Source organism: Nocardia sp. NPDC004860 (assembly GCF_040609015.1).
GTDB lineage: Bacteria > Actinomycetota > Actinomycetes > Mycobacteriales > Mycobacteriaceae > Nocardia.
On sequence record NZ_JBEXJI010000013.1, the window covers coordinates 189893 to 207639 of the forward strand.

The following is a 17747-nucleotide window of genomic DNA, read 5'->3' on the forward strand; positions in this document are numbered from 1 at the left end:
TCTGCTCCTGATCCTCTTTCCTTCGATTCAGTTGGCCTGGACGGAGAAGGTGGCGCTGCCGGATCCCGGTGCGCCGGACAGTTTCACGGTGATCTCCCACTGCCCCGCCATGGGCAGCGTCACGGTCGCCCGGTAGTGCCCGGGCGTGACGACCGCGGCGGTGCCCGGCGGGAGCGCGTGGCCCATCTGCGGCATGGCGGGCTCCACCGAGACGCGATCCGGGGTGGCGGCGGTGCCGTGCTGGTCGGTGATGTCGAGGTCGACGGTGTTGTCGCCGGTGTGCGCCGATCCGCCGGAGACGCGCAGCTGCACCTGGTAGGGCCCGGCGGCACTGCGCGGCACCGGTTTCGCGCTGCCGGACGGCCACAGCCACCAGGTCAGCAGCGCGGCCACCAGCACGACGATCGCCGCGATCAGTCCTGTGCGCCTGGTCATTGCGGAACCACCGCTCGGACGTCGACCGTGGTCGGAATGGTCATGACGGAATAGCCGCGCTCGGCCTGCGCCCACACCAGGTACCGGCCGGGCAGCGGAAAAGTGAAGGTGAACGCCACATTCGGGCCGTAGGCGGCGACGGTCTCGTCCGGCGGCTGGGCGCCGACGGCGGGCATCGGGGCCATGGCGTGGGCGTGCGCCCAGATCGGCGCCGTCGCCGCGGACGTCCCGGCGGGCACGCCGTCCGGCAGCGGGCCGACCGCGATGAGATGGCCGATCATCCCCAGCCAGGGCTGTAGATCCGCGGCGCCGCCGTAGGCCGCGGTGAGGGTGACGGGTTCGCCCGCGATCGCCTCGGTGGTCGTCAGAGTTGTCCCGCTCGGTGCGGGATCGGCCGCGCCGGAACCGGATCGACCGCCGACGCGCAGCGCGGACCGCAGCAGCTGCACACCCCCGCCGCGCCGGGCGATCTCCGCCGCGACCGCGTAATCGCCGGACTCCCCGAGCCCCAGGCCGACCCGATACTCCCCGGGCGCGGTGCGGATCGGATGCCGATGCCAGAACGTCCCGGACGGCCCGACCACCATGAGGTGCAGCAGCGCGTCATCGGTGACCAGTAGATCGTCCACCGGCCGCCCCGTCGCCGAATCGGTCAGCGACAGCTGGACTTCCGTCGGTTGCCCCGCGGCCGCAGGCTGCGCACGCACGGTCAGATTCACCGGCGGCCGTGAATAATTCGTGGTCAGCGGCAGATCGCGTTCGGGGAACGGATTGCCGATATTGCCGGACGTGGGATCGAGCAGGCTGCCCGCCGGCCGCGGCTGCGGCGCACTCGAGGACAGCACCGCCCCCGTGGTCCCGACGGTCAGCGCGGCGATGAGCGCGCCCACCGGAATCAGTGTCGGCCAGCCTCTTTTCGAGAGGAGGGCGGTACCCAGCGCGACCAGTAGCAGCACACCCGCCGCGAAGAAGCCCCCGTAAGCTGCCCGCTCCCATGGCGTCACCACGCGCGCGGCGACGAGGAACGGAATCCGGGCGGTCTGTTCGCCGTCCGAGACCGACAGCTCCCACGGCCCGGCATGATCCACCCGCAACGTCGTGGCATACAGCCCCGGCCGATCCGCGAGTTCGACCGTGCCCGAGGAGGTCTCGCCACCCTGATCGACCGGCGCGGCGCTGACCGTCAGCGCCCCGGCCGCCGACCCGGCATGGCTCACCACCTCGACGCGTAGCGGCCCCGGCTCGGCCCGCCGGATCACCACCGTGAGCTCGCGTGCCCCCAGCGATTGCGCCACCGTCAGATCACCCCCGCTCCCCGCGCCATCGGCCCGGGCATCGGGCGCGGACGCGACATCCCACCCCAGCAGGAACGCGCAGAGCACGCCCACCACCAGGCATGCGCCGCGCAGGCGAACGATCAACGGCGGCTGCACTGTTCCGAAGCTACCGAAAAACCGCGGCCCGGAAATCCCACCCGCGGGGGATGTCTCCTCGGGGTGCGGTCAGGGTAGGGTCCCCGGGCCCGCTGGGACGGGTAGCCCCGTGGCGCGAGTCGTTTCAGCGGCTAGGCCAAGGCGTTCCGGAGCCAGCCGGGCCCGGCCGTCGTCGCACCGAGCGCCTCGACCCGCGCTCGCAAACCACGATCGGCCGTCACCACGAGCACCGAACCCGGCCGGGCCCCGGCCTTTCCGGCCTCGGCCGCGACCACCTCGACAATGGCGTCGTCCCCGGAACCCTCCGCGAGCACCACCCGCAGCTCGGCCCCCGCGCTGTCGGCAGCGGCCTTGGCGGCCCCTTCGAGTACCACGACCACGTCCGTCACTTCGGGCAGTCGCTCCCGCAACGGACCCAGCTCCCCGAGCAACCGCCGCGCCGCCCCGGCCCGATCCCGCCACCACCCATCCGGCCGCGAACCCACCACGTTGGCCGCGTCCACCACAACCACCAGCCCTGCATCCTCCACCGCCTCAGTCTCCACCGCCGGCGCCGAACCGCCGCGATCAGGTGCACAGGTCGCAGCCCGAGGGCCGTCGCGCTCCACGGCCCTCGGGCACCTCGACACCCGCCGGGTCGGATCCCGTGAGTGTGAACCTGTTCCAGGGACGAGGCTCTCGGCCCGGTTCGCGCCGTTGCGCGCGGCCCGGGCCGAGTTGGTGGAGAAGAGTCAGAGGTCGAGTTCGACGTCGGTGAGGGGGTAGGCGACGCAGGAGTGGGTGTAGCCGGTGGCGGCGTCGGAGAGGCGGAGTTCGGCTTCGGCGGCGGTGTGGACTTCGCCCTTCAGGACGCGGATGCGGCAGAGGCTGCATTCGCCGGAGCGGCAGGCGGCTTCGGGTCGGATGCCGTTGTCTTCGAGGGCATCGAGGAGGGGACGGGCGCGTGGAGTGCGGAACGTGGTGTCGCGGACGATGACCGTGACCTCCTCGGCGGGGTCGGCGGTGGTGGGCCAGTGCGGCTGGGCGGTGGGGTCGCTGGGAGCGCCGTTGGCTTCGAAGCGGATTCGCTTGCGGGGGTGGCCCAGGGCGGTGAGCTGCTCCAGCGCGTAGGGGTAGAGAGCCTGGGGGCCGCAGACGTAGACCATGCGGTTGCCGAGGGGGCCGGTCAGGTCGGAAATGGTATCGGCGGACAGGAATCCGGTGCGGCCCGTCCAGTCGGGGGAGGGGTCGGCGATGACGTGATCGACGGTGATGCCGGGCTGGGTGGCAAAGGTGGCGAGTTCCTCGCGGAACAGGATGTCGGAGGCGTCGCGCGAACCGTAGATCAGATGGAATTCGCGGACCGGCCCGCGGTCGGTGAACTCGCGGATCATGCTCATGGCCGGTGCGACGCCCGAACCACCCGCCAGGAACACCACGCGGTCACCGTGGAAGAGCGGATTGTGGTGGAAGGTCCCCATCGGCCCGGTGGTGGTGAGCACCTGGCCCGCCTCGACGGTGTCGAGGAGGAGATTGCTGATCCGGCCGCCCGGCACCCGCCGCACCGTCAGGTCGTAGAAGCCGAGCTCCGTGGGGCTGGAGGAAATCGCGAACGGCCGGCTGGTGCCGTCGGAGAAGACGTTGACGTACTGGCCCGCCAGAAATGGCGGCAGCGTCGCGCCGTCGAGGCCGCGCAGCCGGAATGTCTTGGCGGACACGGTTTCTTCGAACACGGCCTCCACCCGCAGCAGCAGCCGCTTGGGATGGTAGGCGTCCACGATGGCGCGGGCTTCCGCACTGTGGTCGCGGGTTTCGGGCAGCCGGGCCTCGATCTCGTCGAGAATGGCTGCCGCGCCGTCGAATCGGGTGGCGAGGGGGTGTCGTTTCACGATGTGCTCCGTTCAGGCGGCCTGGGTGCGCAGCAGGCGGCGCGCGACGCGGGCCCCGGCCTCGAGTGTGGGTTGGAATCCGCCCATGCCGGACCAGGAACCGGCGACGTGCAGTCCGGGGACATGGGTTTCGCGTTCGCTGTTGCGGAACAGCCAGCCCTCGGTGGCATCCTGGTCGTAGCCGTAGATGGACCCGCCCGGATGACCCAGATACCGCATCATGGTCAAAGGCGTTGCCACATCGACCTCTTCGATGGCGTCGCGGATACCCGGCGTCACCGCCTCACACAGATCCAGCAGCGTCTCGGCGAAGGCGAACTTGGTGCGCGCGTAGTCCGCCGGCGCCACGTTCTTCCAGATGTCGGCGTACTGCAACGTCATCAGGCTGACATGGGTGGTCCCCGCCGGTGCGAACCCGATGGGCGCGACATCGTAGGAGCTGACACAGATGCCGCGCGCCGGCTCGAACGACTTCCACGCCCGGTAGGTGCGATCGTCGTCGGTGTCCCGGTTGACGAACGTCGTGCTGGTGGTGAACCCGAGCTCCGCGGGCGTCGCGTCCAGGCCCATGTGCAGCACGAACCCGGACACCCCGATCCGCCTGGTGGCCAGATCGTTTCGCACCGCCGCCGGCACCGCGATCCCGTCCAGCATGGCGTAGGTGGTGGGCAGCGAGGCATTCGACACCACCTCCGGCGCGGTCACCTCGGCCCCGTCCTCGAGCCGCACCCCGAGCGCCCGCCCGCCCGCGGTGAGAATCGCCTCGACCCCGGTGTTGAACCGCACCTGCCCGCCCGCCTGCAGGAACGAGTCGAGTATCGCCGCCGACATGGCCTGCGACCCGCCGCGCACATGCCACGGTTTGAACTCGAAGTAGGCGAACAGCGTCAGCGCCAGATCCTGGAACCGCAGCTTGGACGGCGGCTGGCCGAGATAGGTCCAGTACATGGCGAGCGCGACCTTGATCCGGTCATCATCGAAGTATTCGTCGAGCACCTGCTGCAGCGGGCGCAGCCCGTACCGGAACAGCACCGGATCGATCTGGTCGGCGGGCATCCCGCGCATGGCCGCGATCTGCCAGAACGTCACCTGCTTGATCAGCTCGAAGAACCGCGCCACCCGATCCCGGCTGCCCGGGAACTCGGCATCGAGGACGTCGATCGCCGCATCCCAGTCGGCCGGAATCGTCACATCCAGCCGGCCGGGGACGACCGCCCGGTACAGATCGTGCTCCTGCACGAACTCCAGCCGATCTGCGATCCCCAGCTGCTGGAACAGCCCCTCGCGCAAGGAGATCGGCTGTCCTTCCACGCCCACCCCGGACAGCTGGTGCAGCGCCACCTCGAACTCGAATCGCCCGCGCCGGAACGAGGTTCCGCAGCCGCCGGGCACATTGTGCCGCTCCACCAGCAGCGTCCGCGCCCCCGCGCGCTGCAGCGTGGCCGCGGCGGTCAGTCCGGCATTGCCCGCGCCGATGACGATGGCGTCGTAGTCGTGCATGCCCACCTCCAATAGTCAATTAATTGAGTAGATGAATCGCACTGTAGCCACCATGAGTTGCGGTGTCTACGAAAAAGTAGACAACAAATTTAATAATCGCCGATGGTGGTAGCCTGGGCGGATGGCGCTACGCAACGCGGTTCTGGCCACCCTGCTGGAGGGGGAGGCATCGGGCTACGACCTGGCCAAGGGCTTCGACGCCTCGGTCGCCAACTTCTGGCTGGCCACCCCGCAGCAGCTCTACAAGGAGCTCGAGCGCATGGCCGCCGAGGGGCTCATCGAGACCCGCGTCGTCGAGCAGGAGCGCCGCCCCAACAAGCGCCTGCACTCCATCACCCCGGCCGGGCGGGCGGCGCTGCACGCGTTCATCGCCGAGCCCTCCAAACCGACCGCCATCCGCGACGAGATGATGGTGAAGGTCCAGGCCATGGAGGCCGAGGACGCCCCCGCCGTGCGGGCGGCCGTCGCCGAGAAACTGGAGTGGTCGAAGGCGAAACTGGCCCGCTACGAACGACTGCGCGGCCGCCTGCTGGACGGGCGCAGCGAGCAGGCCTACCTCGCCGAGGTCGACCGCATCGGCCCGTACCTGAGCCTGCTGCGCGGAATCGCCTTCGAGCAGGAGAACATTCGCTGGGCCGAGTTCGCGCTGCCGGTCATCGACCGGCGCATCGCCGCACACTCGCGGTAACCGGTCACCCGCCGTCGGGGCCGTCCCGGTTGATACGGTGTCCGCCTGGAAAGTTGTCCGCGAAATGACAGGTAGTGATCAGCGTTGGCGTCCGAATCGATGACAGGCGAGGGTGAATCCCGCCGTACCGCCCCGCCCACCCGGCGCGGTCAGCGCACGCGCGGCGCCCTCATCGCCGCCGCGCGCGAGGTCTTCGAGCGCGACGGCTACCTCGACGCCAAGATCGCCGACATCTCCAAGACCGCCGGCATGGCGTCGGGCTCCTTCTACACCTACTTCGACAGCAAGGACGAGATCTTCGCGGCCCTGGTCGAGCAGGTCTCGGAGGAGATGCTGCACCCGCACGTGCGCGAGCGCAGCGGGATCACCGACACCCGCGCGCTCATCGAGGCCGCCAATCGCGACTACCTGCTGTCCTACAAGCGCAATGCCCGCCTGATGGCACTGTTCGAGCAGGTCGCCCACATCGACGAGAACTTCCGCCACCTGCGCGTCGAGCGCGGCAAGGCGTTCGCGCAGCGCAATGCCCGGATGATCCGCGGGCTGCAGGAGTCCGGGCAGGCCAGCGCCGACCTTGATCCGATGATCACCGCGCACGCGCTCTCGGCCATGGTGAGCCGGATGGCGTACATGGTTTACGTTCAGAAGCAACGGATTCCGTTCGAGAAGCTGGTGACGACGCTGACCCAGCTGTGGGTGAACGCGCTGCAGCTGCAGGCCGAGTAGCGCTCAGCCCAGCCCGCGTGCGAAGTCGATCAGCGCGGCATTGACCTCGGCGGGCCGTTCCTGCTGAATCCAGTGCCCCGCACCCTCGAGGACGATCGTGCCGCGCAGATCGCTGAGCAGCGCCGACATCTTCTGCATGGGTGTGAACCGGATGACCGGGTCGGTGGATCCGGCGATGAACAGCGACGGCTGGGCGATCTTCACGCCCTCCAGATGCGTGGTCCGCTCCCAGGTGCGGTCCAGGTTGCGGTAGTAGTTGAGCCCGCCGGTGAACCCGGTGGCGGTGAAAGTCTCGACGTAGTACTCGAATTCGGGTTCGCTGAGCCACTCCGGCAATGGCGGCTCGGGGGCGCTGGTGTCCAGGAACGTGGCGGCGCTCATGATGTCGTCCTGCAACAGCGTGCGCCGCGGGTCCGCGGCCAGCACCGCGTCGGCGACCCCGGGTTCCTGGAACCACACCATGTAGAAGTCCGCACCCAGCCGCGCGCGCATGATCGACAGCGGCGGCCCGGACGACCGCGGGGTCGCGGGCACGCTCAGCCCCGCCACCGCCCGCACCCGCTCCGGATACTCCCGGGCCATGTGCCACACCACCGACGCGCCCCAGTCGTGGCCGACGAAGATGGCGTCCTCCAGCCCGTAGGCGTCGAGCAGCCCGGCCAGATCCCCGCACACCGTGAGCATGTCGTAGTCCTCGACCCGCGTGGGCCGTGAGCTGCCGCCGTAGCCGCGCATATCCGGGGTGAGCGTCCGGAACCCGGCCTCGGCCAGCGCGAAAACCTGATGCCGCCATGAGAATCCGAGCTCCGGGAACCCGTGGCAGAACACCACCGGCGCCCCCGCGCCGTGCTCGACCACCCGCAGCTCGATGCCATTGGCCGCCACCTGAGCGCTGCCCAGCCGTTTCCACTCGTCCACCAGATGTGCTGTCCGCATCGGTTGTTCACCTCTCGCCGCCGGGCCGGTTGACGCCGGACGGGTCATGAACTTGAATCCGACGTAGGTTTCATATTCCATCAGCCGGCGCCTCCGATCCACCCGGGTCGGGCGCCGGCACGGGCCGTAGGGAGAACACGTGCAGGTCGCGGGTAGGAACGCCATTGTCACCGGAGGCGGTGGCGGCATCGGCGGGGCCATCGCCGCCCGGCTGGTGCGGGCCGGGGCGCGGGTCGTCGTCGCCGACCTGAACGGCGAGGCCGCCGCGGCGGTCGCGGCGGCGCTGAACGCGGAGTTCCCGGGCGCGGCCGTGGCGGTCGGGGCCGATGTGTCCGACACCGCCCGCATCGAGGAGCTCATCGCCCGCGCCGAGGCCGAATTCGGGCCGGTCGACCTGTATTTCGCCAATGCGGGCGTGATCGGGCCGGTCGGGCTCGGCGACGAGAAGGAGTGGGACACCACCCTCGACGTCAACCTCAATGCCCACATCCGCGCGGCGCGGCTGCTGGTCCCCGGCTGGGTGGAACGCGGCGAGGGCTACTTCGTCAGCACGGCGTCGGCGGCGGGCCTGCTGACCCAGATCGGCTCGGCCGCATACGCGGTCACCAAGCACGCGGCCGTGGGGTTCGCCGAGTGGCTGTCGGTCACCTACGGAGACCAGGGTGTCCGGGTCAGCTGCCTGTGCCCGATGGGCGTGGAGACGCCGCTGTTGCGGGCGGGCGAGAACTCCGGGGACGCCATCGGCATGGCCGCCACCCGGGCGGTCACCTCGGCCGGTGCGGTGCTGACCCCCGATGCGGTGGCCGAGCTGGTCATGGCCGCGCTGGACGACGAGCGGTTCCTCATCCTGCCCCACCCGGAGGTGCTCGAGATGTACCGTCGCAAGGGCGCGGACTACGACCGCTGGCTGTCGGGCATGCGGCACTATCAGGCGCGGCTGCTGGACAGCGGCGACGGCCACTGAGCATCAGGGAGACACATGAGCGACGATCAGCGGCCCGGCGACCTACCCGGCCTGGATCTCGAGCGACTCGCGGTGTGGCTGGCCGACACTCGGCCGGGCCTGGTGACCGGTCCGCTGCGCGGCCGGTTGATCGCGGGCGGGAAGTCCAATCTCACCTATGAGATCAGCGACGGCGAGTCGGCGTGGATCCTGCGGCGGCCGCCGCTGGGGCACGTGCTCGCCACCGCGCACGACATGGCCCGCGAGTACCGGGTGATCACCGCGCTCGGGGACACCGCCGTCCCGGTGCCCGCCACCTACGCGCTGTGCCAGGACGACGACATCATCGGTGCGCCTTTCTATGTCATGGAACGGATCGTCGGCACGCCCTACCGGACCGCGGCCGAACTGGCGCCGCTCGGCGCCGGCCGGACCCGGGTCATCGCCACCGGCCTCATCGACACGCTGGCCGCCCTGCACACCGTCGACCCGGGCGCGGTCGGGCTGGCGGACTTCGGGCGGCCGGACGGATTCCTGGAGCGGCAGGTGCGGCGCTGGAAGAAGCAGCTCGACGCCTCCTACAGCCGGGACCTGCCCGCCGCCGTCGAACTGCACGATCTGCTGGCGAAGAACCTGCCCGCGCAGTCGGCAACGGGCATCGTGCACGGCGACTACCGGCTCGACAATGTGCTGGTCGACGCCGAGGACCGGGTCGCGGCCGTGATCGACTGGGAGATGGCCACACTCGGCGATCCGCTCACCGATATCGGCCTGCTGCTGGTCTATCAGCGCATGGGCGACAGCGTCATGCCCGGGGTCAGCGATGTCGCGCTCGCGCCCGGCTATCCGGTCGAATCCGAAGTGCTGGAACGCTATTCGACGGGCACGGGCCGCGATGTGTCCGAGATCGGGTTCTATATCGCGCTGGCGTCGTTCAAGCTGGCCGTGATCAGCGAGGGCATCCACTTCCGTCACATTCACGGCCAGACCGTGGGACCCGGCTTCGAGCACATGGGTGAGGCGGTCGAGCCGCTGCTGGCCGCGGGGCTGTCCGCGCTGCGCACGCCGTAGGGGCGAAACCCGCAGCGCTGCCGGGGATTTCCTACTTCGCGTCCGCGTAGCACTCCACGATCGCGGTCGTGAAGGGGAAGCGGACCGGGGTAGGGCCGAAAGCCAGCTCTCCGGCGGTGTCCGCGGCGGCGGTGATCGCCTCGGCGACCGCGGCCGCCTCTTCCTCCGGGCAGTGCACGATGACCTCGTCGTGCTGGAAGAAGACCAGCTCGGCGCGCAGTCCCGCGGTGTGCATCGCATGGCGCAGGCCGGCCAGCACCAGCAGGGTCCAGTCGGCGGCACTGCCCTGCACGACGAAGTTCCTGGTGAAGCGACCGCGAGCCCGGGCCCTCGGCGTGGAGCCGTACCCGATGGCGGCCCCCTCCTCGGTGTCCGCCTGGTCGAATGACGTCGCGGGCGGGCAGGTACGGCCGAACCAGGTGCGCACCAGGCGGCCCTCCTCCCCGGCGGCCGCCGCGTCGTCGACATAGGCCACCGCGTCCGGATAGCGGCGGCGCAGCTCGGCCATGTGGGTCAGTGCGTCGCCCGAGGTCTGGCCGTAGATCGCGCCCAGCATGGCGACCTTGGCCTGGGCGCGGTCGCCGCCGAACGCGCGGGCCGCGAGGTCGGCGTAGAGATCCTCACCCCGGCCCGCCACCTCCATCAAGCCGGGATCGCGGGAGATGGCGGCGAGCACGCGCGGCTCCATCTGATCGGCGTCGGCGACCACCAGCCGCCAACCCGGATCAGCGCGGATCGCGCGGCGCACCACCTTCGGAATCTGGAGTGCGCCACCGCCATTGGTGGTCCAGCGGCCGGTCACCGTGCCGCCCGGCAGGTACTCGGGACGGAAGCGGCCGTCGTGTACCCACTGGTCGATCCAGGACCAGCCGTGCGCGGTGTACAGGCGGTAGAGCGACTTGTAGGCCAGCAGCGGCGCGACCGCCGGGTGGTCGATCTCCCGGAGCTCCCATTTTCTGGTGGAGGACAACGAGATTCCCGCCCGTCCGAACGCTCGGATGATGTCCTGTGGCAGGTCCGGGCGGACCCGCACCCCGCCGAAGGCCCGCGACACCTCCTCGGCCAGCTCCGCCATGCGCCGTGGTTCCGCGGTACCGGAAATGCGTTCTCCGAGCATGGAATCGAGCAGTTCGCGGTGCAGGTCGGCACGCCAGGGGATCCCGGCCCGCGACATCTCCGTGGCCACCAGCAGGCCCGCCGACTCCGCGGTGAGCAGCAAGTGCATGCGGTGCGGGTATTCCGCCGCGGCCGTGCGGGCGATCTGTCCCGCGTACACCTCCAGCAGTGCGGTGAACTCGTCGGTCCCGGATGGCAGTGGCACCGGGCCGGATTCGAACAGGGTCGGCTGGGTGTCGGCGGCCCGCGCGGGCGCGTCCTCCGGCACGGGGAGCCGATGCAGCCGGGCCCAGGCCGCCGCCAGCGAACGGGCCTGCCCGGACTGGCCCTCCTCGTGCCCGATCAACAGCGACTCCGCCGCCTCCACGTCGTAGCAGCGATCCACCCGCACGCCCGCCTCGAGCAGCCGCCGATAGGTTCCGGCGGTCGAGCGCCATACCCACCGCTCGGCCTCCGGACGCGCGCGCACCGCCTCGGCCAGCGAGGACTCCTCGACCACCGGACCCGCGGGCCGACCGGCCCGATCCAGCGGGCACATCCGTGCCCCGCCGTCACCCGTCTCCGCCACCGCCCATCGCATACCGATGAGTCTGGCAGCGGGCAGGGACAAGTGAGTCCGGCAGTGGGCACAGACAAGTGAGTCCGGCAGTGGGCATTGCCAAGCAGTCGGTACCGGCATGCTGTGTCGTGCGACCGTGGCTAGCATCGACGCGGTGCATGTCGACTTGATGCTGGATTCGTTGGATGGGTTGTCCGTGGGGGACGCGGTCGGCGCCGAGTTCCTCGTCCTGCGCCGGCCCCTGGCCGACCTGCAGACCGGTGATCTCCCGGCGGGCCGCTGGGAATGGACCGATGACACCGAGATGGCCTGCACGGTGGCGGGGGAACTGCTCGAATACGGTGCGATCGACCAGGATCGGCTGGTGGCCGCCTTCGCCGAACGCATCGACCAGCGCCGCGACTACGGGTTCATGACCGTGGACACGCTGGGGCGCATCCGCCGGGGCGTGCCCTGGCGGCAGGTGACCGCGGCGGCCTTCGGCGGGCAGGGCTCGTGCGGGAACGGAGCGGCCATGCGGGTCGCGCCGCTGGGCGCCTTCTACGCGAGCGACCCGGACCGGGCCGCCGCCGAAGCGGTCCGGTCGGCGCAGGTGACGCACGCGCACCGCGAAGGCATCATCGGCGCGGTCGCGGTGGCGGTGGCGGCCGCCACGGCGGCACAGGCCCGGCTCGCCGGAACCCGCCCCGCGCCAACGGAATTCCTCGCCACCGTCCTGGACCGGCTCGACGACGGTGAGACCACCCGCCTGATCCGCCGTGCCGACGCGCTGCTCGGGGCTCCGGCCGGGCAGGTCGCCGCGGAGATCGGCAATGGCACCGGCGTGACGGCGCAGGACACCGTGCCGTTCACGATGTGGGCCGCGGCGACCTACCTGGACGACTACCGGGCCGCGATCGCCACCTGCCTGTCCGTCGGCGGCGACACCGACACCACGAGCGCCATCGTCGGCGGAATCGTCGCGGCCCACACCGGAACCCGGCCCGGCGGATTGCCCGGCGCGTGGCTGTCCGCGCGAGAACCGTTGCCCGGCTGGCTGGACCGCGGCCGCGCCCAGCAGCATGGCAGGCGGGCTGCGGGCCGCTTCCGGCGCTGGTTCCCCGGCGGCCGGTGAAGCGGTTCGGTCTGAGGCACTGCTCGTCGTTGTCGGCGAAATTGGAGTAGGACGCGCCTTTGGCCGTTCCGCCGCCGGCGCAGGTCGCCGGGATGGACGTGGCCCCGAGCCCTGCCCGGCGAACGAACAGGGGTAGGGCGGCGTCCAGCAGTCTGGTCAGGGTGACCGGCCTGTGGTCCGGGTGGTCGGGACGCAGGGTGGGGTGGATCGGTAACTGGGCTGCGCCGCAGGGGAATCGGTCGAGTGCCCGGTCGTTCCGGCCTACCGGCATACTGTCTGCATGCGGCGACAGCGGACGGGGCGATATCGGTCGCGCCGGCTCCGAGCGGGGATGCTGTGCGCGGTACTGGTGCAGCTCTTCGTCACGGGGTGCGGTCGGGACACTGCCGAGCCCGTGGTGGTGGTGCCCGAGCGGAACGCTCCCGCCAGTGGGGAGTATCTGCTGGAGTCCAGCGACAAGTACTATGCCGATCTGCAGGCCACGCTGCCGGCGGTGAGCGATCCACGAGTGCGGGCGAATCTCGAGCGGCTGATCCGGACGCCGGTCGCGGAATGGCTGCCGCACGATCTGGATGTGACGGCGGGGACGATTCGGCAGGACATCGCGCGGGGGCAGACGAGCGATTCCATACCGATGTTCGTGGCGTACAACATTCCGGGGCGCGACCTGCGCGGCGAATCCGGTGGGGGACAGGCCGGGGCGGATTCGTACAGGCAGTGGATCACCGGTGTCAGCGAGGCGATCGGAACGAATCCGGCGATCGTGATTCTCGAACCGGACGCGCTGGCCCACGCCACGGAGATGAACGACGCCGATCGCGCGGCCCGTTTGTCACTGCTCGGATTCGCGTATACCGAACTGCTCCAGCACAATCCGGCCACCGCGGTGTACCTCGATGTCGGCAACAGCACCTGGGTGGATCCCGGGCGGGTGGCGGATCTGCTGCGCATCATCAGTCCGGGAAAGCCCGTCGCGGGAATTTCGCTCAACGTGGCCAACCGGCGGCCGGAGGCCGAGATCCGGTCCTACGCGACGCGCATCGAGCAGGCCTACGGGCATCAGCTGTTCGTCATGATCGACAGCTCGGTCAACGGCGCGCCGAACACCGCCGACCTGGTCGAGTGGTGTAATCCGCAGGGGCAGCGGGTCGGAACACTGCCGAGTACCCGCTTCGACCGGGACCTGATGATCGAGCACGCGTTCATCAAGACGCCGGGGCAATCCGACGGCCGTTGCGGAACCAGCGGGGCCCCGGCGGGCGAATTCGACCGGCAGCTGCTGCTCGATCAGCTCTCCTAGGATCTTCAGCCCAAATGCACCCATTTCGCGATGCTGGGCACGCCGGCGGAGTTCAGTGCGAAGAGCATGTAATAACCGGACGGAGCAATGGCCGGATTGTCCGGAATGCTCACGGAGACACCGGAATCCGTGCGGGCCATCGGCAGATCGATCACTCGCTCATTGGTGTCGGTGACATGGGTGATCGCCGCCGGGGCGAGTAGCCGCACGACCGTGATGTCGGCCGCGGCCGGGACCTCGGCCTGGCTGCTGCCGACGGTGTACTCGAAGGTCGCGCCGCGCCGGATCTGGTCGGGCCCGCCGGTGATCACCGGTCGCGCGACCGCCCCGCCGTCGGGCCGGTACAGGTATGGGGGCGTATAGATTTCGATGCGGCGCTCGAACTTGCCGGGCAGGGTGTTCGCCTTGTCGGCGAACAGCGGATTCGAGCCGTCGGTCATGATCTGGCCCGACGGCAGCAGCACCGCCGTGGAGTGGTAGTCGCGGCCCACGGTCGGATCGGCCATCGGATGCAGGACGCCCTGCTGATCGAGCAGAAAGGCGGCCAGGATGTCGCTGGCTCCGCGGCCGCGATAGTCGTTGGCGCCATTGGTGATGAACACATCCCCGCTGGGCAGCGGCACCAGATTCGGATAGCGAGTGCCCTGGGGCAGCACGGTCAGCGGCGTGAACCTGGGCTGCGCGTCGTTCAGGTCGACGATGTCGACGCGGCCGGTGGACAGCGCCGAATCGCCCACACCGCCACCGCCGACCACGAGCAGCCGTTGCTGCTGCACCGGTCCCAGCCAGGTCGAGGAGCCGGTCTCGAGCATGTTCGGGTCACGCAGACCGGGCACGAGCTGGAACGAATTGTCGGTCAGGTTCCAGATTCCCGGATCGCGGTGCTCCTCGGCGGGACCCCAGCCGGTACTGGGGCCGCTGAAGAACAGGCGACCGGTAGTGGCGGTTTGGAAGACCGACGGATAGGTGGGGAAGATGCGGCGCAGGTCGTCGCGCTCGGTCCAGGCGCCGGTCGCGGGATCGTAGATCTCGGTCTGCCCGTCCAGGATTCGGCCCGAGCCGTCCAGCCCGGACATGACCATCACCTTGCCGTCGGGCAGCCGGGTCAGGGTCGGATACCAGCGGGCGTAACCCATACTCCCGACAGCGGTATAGGTCTCGGTCCACGGGTTGAAGACATACGCCGCGTCGATGCCCTGGTATTCCTTCTTCTTCAGGGCCATCTCGGGAGCGAACCCGTACAGATTCTGCTGCTGGGCGTAGGTCAGGCCGCCGATGATGTAGTGGTCGTTGTGATCCCAGACGCCGTCGGCGCCCGGCGCGTCGGCGGCGACGTAGACATTGCGGTCGGTCGCGGAGACCTTGTAGGTGACCGGATCCTTGGCGGCGGGCGGGACGGTGATATCGCGATCGGAGCGGTAGACCTTGCCGCTGTCCTTGCCCGTGAACGTCGTTCCCTTGGGGACGAATCCCGGGTGGTCGGGATCCTCGTTGCGGATCGTCATGTATCCGCCCGCGTGCGTGAGGTTCTCGGGCAGCACCTCGTAGCTGCCCGTGCCACCCGCGATCAGCACCGTGCCGTCGGCCAGGTAGGCGTGATCGGAGCAGAACAAGTCGGTGGGGGTGGCGATGCGCGTGGCGGTGTGGGTCTCCGGGTCGAAGATCAGCGAGTTGTAGACGCCCTTGTCGGAATTGTGGTGGTCGTTGCCGCTGCCGGCGATGAGCAGCACCTTGCCGGTCGGCAGCACGATCGAGTGAATGATATTGGCGTCGACATCCTTCGGCAGCGTGACGACCTCCCACTTGCCGAACTGCGCCTTGTAGGTATCGGAATTGATCAGCCGATTGTGCTGGAAACGGTGGTAGAGCGCCGCCACCGTGGCGGTGGTGGCGATGGCGAGGGCGCCGACCACCACGGCGGTGACCACCCAGCGGACGAACCGGGTCGGGGTCTTCTTCAGCACGCCCGCTCCTCCTCCGCGATCTCGACGACCTCGAATTCGGTGGTGTCAGCGGGTTTCCGGCGCGCGGACCAGGCCAGCCAGAGCGGGTTCAGCTGCCAGACCAGCATGGGTGCGGCCGAGATCAGCGCGCCGAACAGCGGCCACATCATGGTGGCGGGGGCCGCATAGCCGCGCACCGTGGTGAGGACCGCCACGGTGACGTAGAAGACGAGCCACATCAGATTGAGCCGGAAGGTGAACCAGCTGTCACCGCGCGACTTCGAACCCTTCGGGGTGACGTCGAAGCCGACCGGACGCCGAAGCAGGCACTTGATCAGCGAATTGGCGTACACGGGCGCGGTGATGACGCTCATGAACATGCCGTAGACGCCCCAGGAATTGGTCGTCTCGTACGGACTCACATTGTGCCGCCGGACCCAGGTGTACAGCGTCATCTGGCTCACCGACGCCCAGCCGTAGAACAGGAACCAGCTGCCCGGCGACACCACCGCGCCGCTCACCCCGAACCAGCTGAAGATCGCCACATTGGCCGCGCCCAGTAGCCACACCGTTCCCATGACCGGGTAGAAGGCCATGAGCAACAGGTAGTGCACCACGCGTGCCGGGGTACGCCACATGCCCAGCATCTGGAGGACGAACGGACCGAACAGCATGTGCTCGATGGCGCCGCGCGCCCAGCGGTTCTGCTGTTTGTAGAAGTCGCCCCAGGACGCCGGGCCCTCGCCGTGCGCCAGCAGGTCCGGGGTGTACACGCCCTTCCAGCTGTGGCCGGTGGCCGGATTGCGTTGCGGCAGAATGGCGAAACTCGTCGCCATATCCTCGGTGATGGACGGCTGGATGCCGCCGATATCGGTGAGGACGCTCATCCGGAGGGCGTAGCTGGTGCCCACCAGCATGGGTGCGCCGTGCGCATTGGCGGCGGTTTGAATGAGGCTGTGGAAAACGAATTGCTGGCTCTCGGCCAGTTTCGCCACGACATTGTCGGTGGCATTGGCATACGCCTGCGGGCCCGCCACATACGCCACATCCGGGTCATTGAAATAACCCAGCATCCTTTCCCCGAATTCGGGCATGGGTTTGTGATCGGGGTCGATGCCCATGACCACGTCGTAGCGCGGGAGATCGGCGTCCGCGCGGATCATGTCGAGACCGGCATTGATATTGCCGAATTTGGTGCGGGTCTCGAACGGGCCCTTCTTCTGGTGGTATCCGGGCTTGCCGCCGCGGGTCACATAGCGCACCCGATTGCCGTGGCGGCGATCCACCTCGGCCACCAGCTCGCGCACCCGGCCCGGCTGGTCCGGATCGCCCTCGTCCAGCACGTAGATGTCGAAGACGCCGGGGTGCCGATGCCGGATCTCCTTGGCCGCCACCAGGGTTCGCTCCAGGACGGCGATGTCCTCGCTACGGGGGACGAAGGTGATGAGCAGGGCGACGTTCAGGCCCGGGCGGGCGCGGATCGGCACCGGTTTGCGAGCCAGCGCGGTGGTCAGCGACATGGCCATCACGAGGGCGAACCGAATCACCTCGACGGTGACCACCAGGGTCACCATGATGATGGCGATCGTCCCGAACTGCTCGTACTTGTCGGTCGCGCCGAGACCGTTGTCGACCAGCCATAGTACGTACCCACCGCCCAGTCCGGTCGACACGAGCGATAGCGCCACGGTCAGCAGCCGACGCCGGCTGCCCTCCAGATATCGGAACGACACGGTTTCGCCGACACCGTCGAGGATCTCCCCGGTGACGGTGGCCTTTGCGACCAGCGCGTCCACCAAATCCTGTGCAGTGTAAGAGTTTTCGGTAATGTGCTCGGTGGGGTGCCGGCGTGGGCCGTACGCACCCGAAAAAGCCACGGACAGCAACGTATTCCCCCAGGTGAAGCGGGCTCCGCAGAACTCTCGTTCAACGCCGAACGCTCACGCCAGAGATTAGCAGAGCGCGTACTCGTACGCTGATCGATCCGTCTGGGCCACAAAGGTTTCCAGGGCTATCGAACGCTTGGTCTGCACGATCGGCCCCATTGCCTGACCCGTGCGCTGGGATATTCGGTGTCGCCCGGTGTTCTGTTTCACTACCATCACCGGCGCCATC

15 protein-coding genes are annotated in these 17747 nt (G+C 69.2%); 6 read left to right on the forward strand and 9 right to left on the reverse strand.

Going from position 1 to position 17747, the window contains the following annotated elements:
- Positions 1-27: 27 nt before the first annotated feature.
- The 5 genes from ABZV44_RS23965 to ABZV44_RS23985 form a co-directional block, all read right to left on the reverse strand.
- Entirely contained in the window at positions 28-435 is a 408-nt protein-coding gene (locus ABZV44_RS23965) for a FixH family protein (protein WP_354840209.1), read from the reverse strand.
- Positions 432-1868 carry a hypothetical protein gene (locus tag ABZV44_RS23970; RefSeq protein ID WP_354840212.1) on the reverse strand — a complete coding sequence of 479 codons (1437 nt, stop codon included), beginning with the start codon at positions 1866-1868 and terminating at the stop codon, positions 432-434. The genes ABZV44_RS23965 and ABZV44_RS23970 overlap by 4 nt, the downstream gene beginning before the upstream one ends.
- Positions 1869-1999: 131 nt before the next feature.
- Positions 2000-2398, reverse strand: a complete 399-nt coding sequence (locus tag ABZV44_RS23975) for a hypothetical protein (protein WP_354840214.1) — start codon at positions 2396-2398, stop codon at positions 2000-2002.
- 201 nt (positions 2399-2599) lie between these two features.
- Positions 2600-3736, reverse strand: a complete 1137-nt coding sequence (locus tag ABZV44_RS23980; RefSeq protein WP_354840217.1) for a 2Fe-2S iron-sulfur cluster-binding protein — start codon at positions 3734-3736, stop codon at positions 2600-2602.
- 12 nt (positions 3737-3748) lie between these two features.
- A complete protein-coding gene (locus ABZV44_RS23985; RefSeq protein WP_354840220.1) occupies positions 3749-5236 on the reverse strand; it encodes an NAD(P)/FAD-dependent oxidoreductase in 1488 nt (495 codons plus the stop codon).
- A gap of 121 nt (positions 5237-5357) precedes the next feature.
- Between ABZV44_RS23985 and ABZV44_RS23990 the strand changes: the two genes are divergently transcribed.
- Both ABZV44_RS23990 and ABZV44_RS23995 read left to right on the forward strand, forming a co-directional pair.
- Entirely contained in the window at positions 5358-5924 is a 567-nt protein-coding gene (locus ABZV44_RS23990) for a PadR family transcriptional regulator (protein WP_354840223.1), read from the forward strand.
- 99 nt (positions 5925-6023) lie between these two features.
- Positions 6024-6650 (forward strand): TetR/AcrR family transcriptional regulator, encoded by a 627-nt coding sequence (locus ABZV44_RS23995; protein WP_354840226.1) that lies wholly within the window; start codon positions 6024-6026, stop codon positions 6648-6650.
- Positions 6651-6653: 3 nt separating this feature from the next.
- Here ABZV44_RS23995 and ABZV44_RS24000 read toward each other — a convergent pair whose 3' ends face one another.
- Complete coding sequence (locus ABZV44_RS24000) at positions 6654-7586, reverse strand: alpha/beta hydrolase (RefSeq protein WP_354840229.1); 933 nt, start codon at positions 7584-7586, stop codon at positions 6654-6656.
- 139 nt (positions 7587-7725) lie between these two features.
- Between ABZV44_RS24000 and ABZV44_RS24005 the strand changes: the two genes are divergently transcribed.
- Both ABZV44_RS24005 and ABZV44_RS24010 read left to right on the forward strand, forming a co-directional pair.
- On the forward strand, positions 7726-8550 hold the full coding sequence (locus tag ABZV44_RS24005; protein ID WP_354840232.1) for an SDR family oxidoreductase: 825 nt from the start codon (positions 7726-7728) through the stop codon (positions 8548-8550).
- Between the two features lie 15 nt (positions 8551-8565).
- Positions 8566-9600, forward strand: a complete 1035-nt coding sequence (locus tag ABZV44_RS24010) for a phosphotransferase family protein (protein ID WP_354840235.1) — start codon at positions 8566-8568, stop codon at positions 9598-9600.
- Between the two features lie 31 nt (positions 9601-9631).
- Here the strand turns inward: ABZV44_RS24010 and ABZV44_RS24015 are convergent, their stop codons facing one another.
- Complete coding sequence (locus ABZV44_RS24015) at positions 9632-11296, reverse strand: bifunctional 3'-5' exonuclease/DNA polymerase (protein ID WP_354840238.1); 1665 nt, start codon at positions 11294-11296, stop codon at positions 9632-9634.
- Between the two features lie 115 nt (positions 11297-11411).
- Between ABZV44_RS24015 and ABZV44_RS24020 the strand changes: the two genes are divergently transcribed.
- Both ABZV44_RS24020 and ABZV44_RS24025 read left to right on the forward strand, forming a co-directional pair.
- Positions 11412-12389: an ADP-ribosylglycohydrolase family protein gene (locus ABZV44_RS24020; RefSeq protein ID WP_354840241.1), complete on the forward strand. Its 978-nt coding sequence runs from the start codon at positions 11412-11414 to the stop codon at positions 12387-12389.
- 280 nt (positions 12390-12669) lie between these two features.
- Positions 12670-13689, forward strand: a complete 1020-nt coding sequence (locus tag ABZV44_RS24025; protein ID WP_354840243.1) for a glycoside hydrolase family 6 protein — start codon at positions 12670-12672, stop codon at positions 13687-13689.
- 5 nt (positions 13690-13694) lie between these two features.
- Here ABZV44_RS24025 and ABZV44_RS24030 read toward each other — a convergent pair whose 3' ends face one another.
- Positions 13695-15653, reverse strand: a complete 1959-nt coding sequence (locus ABZV44_RS24030) for a galactose oxidase-like domain-containing protein (protein ID WP_354840246.1) — start codon at positions 15651-15653, stop codon at positions 13695-13697.
- On the reverse strand, positions 15647-17428 hold the full coding sequence (locus ABZV44_RS24035; RefSeq protein WP_354840249.1) for a glycosyltransferase family 2 protein: 1782 nt from the start codon (positions 17426-17428) through the stop codon (positions 15647-15649). The genes ABZV44_RS24030 and ABZV44_RS24035 overlap by 7 nt, the downstream gene beginning before the upstream one ends.
- Between the last annotated feature and the right edge of the window lie 319 nt (positions 17429-17747).